Here is a 6,951-nt window from a genome sequence, read left to right as displayed (position 1 = left end):
TATGCGTCACGTTGATTTTTCCCCGCTTTATCGTTCGACCGTCGGCTTCGACCGGCTGTTCACCATGCTCGACTCGCTCGGCCAGCCCGAGAGCGCGCAGACCTACCCGCCCTACAACATCGAGCGCACCGGCGAGAACGCCTATCGCATCTCGATGGCCGTTGCCGGCTTCTCGGAAGACGAGATTTCGATCGAAGCCCACCGCAATGTGCTGACCGTCAAGGGCGAGCGCAAGGAAGAGAACAATGGCGAGGGTTCCGAGCTGCTTTATCGCGGCATTGCCTCGCGTTCCTTCGAGCGCCGTTTCCAGCTCGCCGACCATGTCGAAGTCGAGGGCGCCACGCTGAAGAACGGCCTGCTCTTCGTCGACCTGAAGCGCAACATTCCCGAGGAACTGAAGCCGCGTAAAATCGCGATCACCGCTTCTTCGGACAAGGCCAAGCAGATCGAGGCCAAGGCGGCCGCGTAATCCGCGGGCTTCATTCGCAAGATACGTCTCCTCCCGAGACGAAAGCGGCGCCGAGAGGCGCCGCTTTTTTATTGTGCCATCGGCGGCTGACCTTTCTGGCCCTTTCGAAGCGCGTCTTGCCCTTGCATGAAGGGCGATGTCAGATTTTTCCGCGACCCTGGCGGCCACCATCGCGATCACCTTCCTGCTGGCCGGGATCGTCAAGGGCGTCACCGGGATGGGCCTGCCGACGCTGGCGATGGGATTGCTGGGCGCCGTGATGCCGCCCGTCACGGCAGCTTCGCTGCTGATCGTCCCGTCCTTCGTCACCAACATATGGCAGCTGTTTTCCGGCCCGAGCTTCGGCGCGATCCTGCGCCGGCTGTGGCTCATGATGGCCGGCATAATGGTCGGCACCGTCGCCGGCTCGCGGCTGCTTGCCAGCGACAATGTCAAGTGGACGACCGCCGGTCTCGGCGCGGCGCTCATTCTTTACGCCGCCTATACATTGCTGGCGCGACAGCCCAAGGTTCCGGCCAAGGCGGAGAATTGGTCCTCCCCTGTCATCGGTTTCCTCACCGGCCTTGTGACGGGCGGAACGGGAGTTTTTGTGGTTCCCGCAGTTCCCTACATCCAGGCGCTCGGTTTGAGCCGCGATGACCTCATCCAGGCGCTCGGCCTTTCCTTCACGGTCTCAACCATTGCGCTGGCTCTGGGGCTTGCCTCGCACGGCGCGTTCGAGATTGGACATCTGGCAATGTCCTCGCTCGCCGTGCTGCCGGCGCTGCTCGGCATGTGGCTGGGGCAGGTGCTGCGCCAGAAAATCAGTCCGGCGACCTTCCGCCGCTGGTTCCTGATTTTTTTGATCCTGCTCGGCGTCGAATTGTTGCTGCGGCCATTCCTGGCCTAGTTGCAAAGCAGCTTATGAAGCATCTGCCGCGATAACGGCCTCGACGTTCTGTCGATGCACGGCTTCATATGGGGCGAAGTAGTCAACGGCCGTCGTGGCAAACATATCGGCGCCGAATGTTTTCAGATCCTGTCCGACCAAGCCAGGATCCTGCCGGCAGGCGAGCAGCTTTCGGACATAGGCCTGCGTCGCGGTGATGAGGCTTCTGTCATAGCCACCCGCTTCGATCATTTCCAAGGAACCGTGGTTGGGCAGGATGCGCTCGAACTGCCAACCGGCCATGCGCTCGAGATCGATCAGATGTTCGTTCAGGCGGTCCGGCTCGGAGACATAGGTAATGGTGTCCTCCAGCGTGTCGCCAGCCAACAGCAGACCCCTGTCGGGCATCAGCAGCACGGTGCCGTCATGGCTGTGGATCTCGACCTGGCGAAGTTCGACTGGGATCGCTCCGATCCTGAGGCTGAGGCTGTTCTCGAATGTCTTGTTCGGCAGCACAAGCGGCCTGATCGGCGGATTGCCGCCTTCGATGTCGGCCCGGCCCCGTTCAAGCGCCGAGGCCGTGAGGCGATTGGCGATGATCTCGCAATCCTCGAAGACCTCGTTGCCGGCGATATGATCGTCATGCCAGTGGCTGAGCACGACACGTATCGAGGTTACGCCCATCTCCTCGAGCGTTCTGCGGATAAAGCGGGCATGGGGCAGGGATACATGCGTGTCATAGACAAGCGCCTGCGATCCATCGACGATCGCATAGGTGCAGATGCCAAGGGTGTAAGCGCCATCGTCGAGCCAATTCGGCTCATCCGACCAGATGCGGACACCGTCGATGCGGCCATCGTAGAAGCCGAGGATGTTCGGCGCCGGATGAAGCAGCCGCATCGTTGAGCCGAGAGCCGGTCTGGTCATCTGGTGGCTCTCAGCTGGCGGAGACTCAACCGAGCAACTGACCGAGACGGTCGATCTCTTCCGTCGTGGTGGCGAAGCTGGCAACGAAGCGATAGATCGCCTCGTTGTCGCCGAGGTGGCCGTCAAAGCCTTGCGGCACGCCCCATTCATAGAATTTGGCGCCGGCCGCCTGCAGCTTTTCGGCCGTTTCGCGGTTGAGAATCGCAAACACCTCGTTGGCCTGCGGCAACCATGCGAGCTTGCCACTAGCTGCATCCTCGATCGTCTCGGCCAGATGAGCGGCCATGGCGTTGGCGTGGTGCGCCATCCTCAGCCACAGGTCATCAGTGAGATAGGCTTCGAACTGGGCCGAGATGAAGCGCGCCTTGGAGAAGGTCTGCCCGGCACGCTGGCGCAGCAGGCGCAGATCCTTGCCGACTTCAGGGTTGAAGATCACAACCGCGTCGGCCATCCAGCAGCCGTTCTTGGTGCCGCCGAAGGAGATGAGGTCGACGCCGCTCTTCCAGGTCATCTCGGCCGGGCTGACACCCGTAGCCGCAATCGCGTTTGCGAAGCGCGCGCCGTCCATATGCAGCGGCAATTTATGGCGACGGCTGACCTCTGCGATCGCCTTGATGTCGTCGACGGTGTAGACGGTGCCGACCTCGGTCGCCTGGGTGACGGTCACCGCCATCGGCTGGCCGGCGGGAGCGAGGTCCTGCGAATAGCGCTTTATGGCGTTGTCCAGCGCGTGAGGGTTCATCCGCCCCAAAGGCCCAGGGACAGGCGCCATGCGCGCGCCGCCGGTGTAGAACCCTACCGCGCCGAATTCATCGACATTCATATGCGCTTCGGAGTGGCACATGGCGATGCCGCCGATGCGGTTCAACGCAGCCATCGAAAGCGCGTTCGCCGCCGTTCCGGTCGCCACGAAGAACACCTGCACTTCCCTTTCGAAGACTTCGCTGAAGCGCCTGTAGACGGCGCGATCCAGGTCACCATCGCCATAAGCGGTTGCGACACCTGCCGCGTGCCGGGACAGATTGGCGGAGATGTCGGGGTGAACGCCCGCCCAGTTGTCGGATGCAAAGAACATCGAAAGATCCATTGTCTGATTGGCAAAAATCGGCGCGACTTGATCGCTTTGGCTCCCGAAGCGCAAGGGCCAATCGCTTGCAAAGCGGTGAAGCCAGCCGGCAGGCATGATAGCAGAGACTGAAGTTTGCGTTTGGCGATTGGCTCACGAAATTTTGTGTCGCGGCGCGGCCAAGTTTTTTGTGAATCGGTCTTGTGTGGGTCCCTGATTTCTGCCATAAAAATTTAGGACAGTAGTGCTGTCTTATTTTGTCGCACAAAACAGGCTGGACTGGCGTATCATCGATGCCATTCCGGCTTTTGCCGCGAGCGACGGGTAGACGACACGGCTCTGGCCTGTACGATACCGGATGCGAACCGGGCGTATGGCCGTAGGGTTCTGCAAGAATTTCGCGAGACGTGCAGCAAGGATGAGGGGAAGCATCGTGCTTCCCAAGGCAAACCAGCGCCCTAGGCAAAGCAGCGACAAGGGCGGAACGGAGGACAGGACGATGACGGAACTGACGCCATCTGCGATCAACGGCCAGGCCGCGCAGACGAAAGCGGCAGCCGTTAAACGTTCGACCCGTACGACCAACGGTTTGACCGCCCAGGGCCTCTACGATCCGCGCAATGAGCATGACGCCTGCGGCGTCGGCTTCATCGTCAACATGAAGGGCGTGAAGTCGCACAAGATCGTCGAAGACGGGCTTTCCGTGCTCGAAAACCTGACGCATCGCGGCGCGGTCGGCGCCGACCCGCTGGTTGGCGACGGCGCCGGCGTGCTGGTGCAAATCCCGGATCGGTTCTTCCGCGAGGAAATGACCAAGCAAGGCGTCGAACTGCCGCCGTCCGGCCAGTACGGCGTCGGCCACTGGTTCATGCCGCAGGACGCAGCCCTGCGCGCCCATATCGAGGACATCATCGCCGAGTCGGCGCAGTCCGAAGGACTGCCGCTGCTCGGCTTCCGCGACGTGCCGGTCGACAATTCATCGCTCTCGAAGGCGCCGGACATCGTGGCGTCCGAGCCGTTCCATCGCCAGGTCTTCATCGGCCGCACGGCCGAGATCCCGGACGACGAGGAATACGAGGCACGGCTCTATCTGCTGCGCAAGGTGATCTCCGGGCGCATCTATGCCGAGAACGACAACAAGGACATCGGCGCCTATTGCGTGTCGCTGTCGGCGCGCACCATCGTCTACAAGGGCATGTTCCTGGCCTACCAGGTCGGCGCCTATTACAAGGACCTTTCCGACCCACGGTTCGAGACCGCGCTGATCCTCGTCCACCAGCGCTTCTCGACCAACACCTTCCCGTCGTGGAAGCTGGCGCATCCCTACCGCATGGTCGCGCACAACGGCGAGATCAACACGGTGCGCGGCAACAACAACTGGATGGCGGCGCGGCAGGCGTCGGTCGATTCGGAACTGTTCGGCAACAACATCTCGAAGCTGTGGCCGATCTCCTATGAAGGCCAGTCGGACACGGCCTGCTTCGACAACGCGCTCGAGTTCCTGTTCCAGGGCGGCTACACGCTCAGCCACGCCATGATGATGCTGATCCCGGAAGCTTGGGCCGGCAACAAGCTCATGGATGCCGACCGCAAGGCTTTCTACGAATATCATGCGGCGCTGATGGAGCCGTGGGACGGACCGGCGGCGGTCGTGTTTACCGACGGCCGCCAGATCGGCGCGACGCTCGACCGCAACGGCCTGCGCCCGGCGCGCTACATCGTCACCGATGACGACCGGGTCATCATGGCCTCCGAAGCCGGCGTGCTGCCGGTGCCGGAGGAGAAGATCGTCCAGAAGTGGCGGCTGCAGCCCGGCCGCATGCTGCTCATCGACCTCGCCAAGGGCCGCATCGTTTCCGACGAGGAGATCAAGTCGGAGATCGCGACCAAGCATCCCTACAAGACCTGGCTCGCCAACACGCAGCTCATCCTCGAAGACCTGAAGCCGGTCGAGCCGCGCGCGCTGCGCAAGGATGTCAGCCTGCTCGACCGCCAGCAGGCCTTCGGCTACACGCAGGAAGACACCAAGCTTTTGATGGCGCCAATGGCGACCACCGGGCAGGAAGCCGTCGGATCGATGGGCACCGACACGCCGATCTCGGCTATGTCGGACAAGTCGAAGCTGCTCTACACCTACTTCAAGCAGAACTTCGCCCAGGTCACCAACCCGCCGATCGACCCGATCCGCGAGGAGTTGGTGATGAGCCTTGTGTCCTTCATCGGGCCGCGGCCGAACATCTTCGACCTCGTCGGAACCTCGCGTCGCAAGCGGCTCGAAGTGCGCCAGCCGATCCTCACCAATGGCGATCTGGAAAAGATCCGCTCCATCGGCCACACCGAGGATCGTTTCGACACCAAGACGATCGACATCACCTACGCCTCGAACGAGGGCGCCGCCGGCATGCAGGGCGCCATCGACCGGCTCTGCGAGCGGGCGGAAGCAGCGGTTGCCGGCGGCTATAACATCATCATCCTGTCAGACCGCCAGGTCGGGCCGGACCGCATCGCGATACCTGCGCTGCTGGCAACGGCGGCGGTGCACCATCACCTGATCCGCAAGGGCCTGCGCACCGCTGTCGGTCTGGTCGTTGAATCCGGCGAGCCGCGCGAGGTGCATCATTTCTGCTGCCTCGCCGGCTATGGCGCCGAGGCGATCAATCCGTACCTCGCTTTCGATACGCTGCTCGACATGCACAAGCAGGGCGAGCTGCCGGAAGAGGTCGACGAGTACGAAGTGGTCTCGCGCTACATCAAGTCGATCGGCAAGGGCATCCTCAAGGTGATGTCCAAGATGGGCATCTCGACCTACCAGTCCTATTGCGGCGCGCAGATCTTCGACGCCATCGGGCTGAAGTCGGATTTCGTGCAGAAGTACTTCACCGGCACCGCGACGCTGATCGAAGGCGTCGAGCTGGACGAGATCGCGACCGAGACGCTCGGCCGCCATACCGACGCGTTCGGCAACGACCCGGTGCTGCGCAACAACCTTGAGGTCGGCGGCGAGTACATGTACCGCATGCGCGGCGAGGCGCATATGTGGTCGCCCGACGCCGTCGCCAGCCTGCAGCACGCGGTGCGCCAAGGCTCGTGGGATACGTTCAAGGACTATTCGGCGCAAATCGACAGCGCGACCGCGCGGGCGCAGACCATCCGCGGCCTGTTCAAGATCAAGCTCGCCGACGAGACCGGCCGCAAGAAGGTTGCACTCGAGGACGTCATGCCGGCGGCCGAGATCGTCAAGCGCTTCTCGACCGGGGCGATGTCGTTCGGCTCGATCTCGCGGGAGGCGCACACCACGCTGGCGCGCGCCATGAACGCCATCGGCGGCAAGTCGAACACCGGCGAGGGCGGCGAAGAGGCCGACCGCTATCTGCCGCTGCCCGGCGGCGGCAAGAACCCCGAACGCTCGGCGATCAAGCAGGTCGCCTCGGGCCGGTTCGGCGTGACGGCCGAATATCTCGTCAATTCCGATGTCATGCAGATCAAGATCGCGCAGGGCGCCAAGCCCGGCGAGGGTGGCCAGTTGCCTGGACACAAGGTCGACGCGACCATCGCCAAGGTCAGGCACTCGACGCCCGGCGTCGGCCTGATCTCGCCGCCGCCGCATCACGACATCTATTC

At 62.7% G+C, this 6,951-nt stretch carries 5 protein-coding genes; 3 read left to right on the top strand and 2 right to left on the bottom strand.

Annotation, left to right across the window (positions count from 1 at the left end):
* Position 1 precedes the first annotated feature (1 nt).
* Positions 2 to 469 carry an Hsp20 family protein gene (locus tag Q0L57_RS02090; RefSeq protein ID WP_296737334.1) on the top strand — a complete coding sequence of 156 codons (468 nt, stop codon included), beginning with the start codon at positions 2 to 4 and terminating at the stop codon, positions 467 to 469.
* Positions 470 to 605: 136 nt separating this feature from the next.
* Positions 606 to 1,358 carry a sulfite exporter TauE/SafE family protein gene (locus tag Q0L57_RS02085; protein WP_296737333.1) on the top strand — a complete coding sequence of 251 codons (753 nt, stop codon included), beginning with the start codon at positions 606 to 608 and terminating at the stop codon, positions 1,356 to 1,358.
* A 12-nt stretch (positions 1,359 to 1,370) separates the two neighbouring features.
* On the opposite strand, the gene Q0L57_RS02080 is transcribed toward Q0L57_RS02085, so the two are convergent.
* Together Q0L57_RS02080 and Q0L57_RS02075 are read right to left on the bottom strand one after the other, a co-directional pair.
* Complete coding sequence (locus tag Q0L57_RS02080) at positions 1,371 to 2,264, bottom strand: MBL fold metallo-hydrolase (protein ID WP_296737331.1); 894 nt, start codon at positions 2,262 to 2,264, stop codon at positions 1,371 to 1,373.
* Between the two features lie 25 nt (positions 2,265 to 2,289).
* Positions 2,290 to 3,339 carry a low specificity L-threonine aldolase gene (locus tag Q0L57_RS02075; protein ID WP_296737329.1) on the bottom strand — a complete coding sequence of 350 codons (1,050 nt, stop codon included), beginning with the start codon at positions 3,337 to 3,339 and terminating at the stop codon, positions 2,290 to 2,292.
* A 490-nt stretch (positions 3,340 to 3,829) separates the two neighbouring features.
* Between Q0L57_RS02075 and gltB the strand changes: the two genes are divergently transcribed.
* Positions 3,830 to 6,951: glutamate synthase large subunit (gltB, locus tag Q0L57_RS02070; RefSeq protein WP_296737327.1), on the top strand; the 3,122-nt coding region annotated here is incomplete at its 3' end.

Origin of the sequence: Mesorhizobium sp. (genome assembly GCF_024509055.1) — a bacterium.
Taxonomy (GTDB): domain Bacteria; phylum Pseudomonadota; class Alphaproteobacteria; order Rhizobiales; family Rhizobiaceae; genus Mesorhizobium.
The sequence above is the reverse complement of the archived record's forward strand: the minus strand, read 5'-3'. Positions and strand labels throughout refer to the sequence as shown.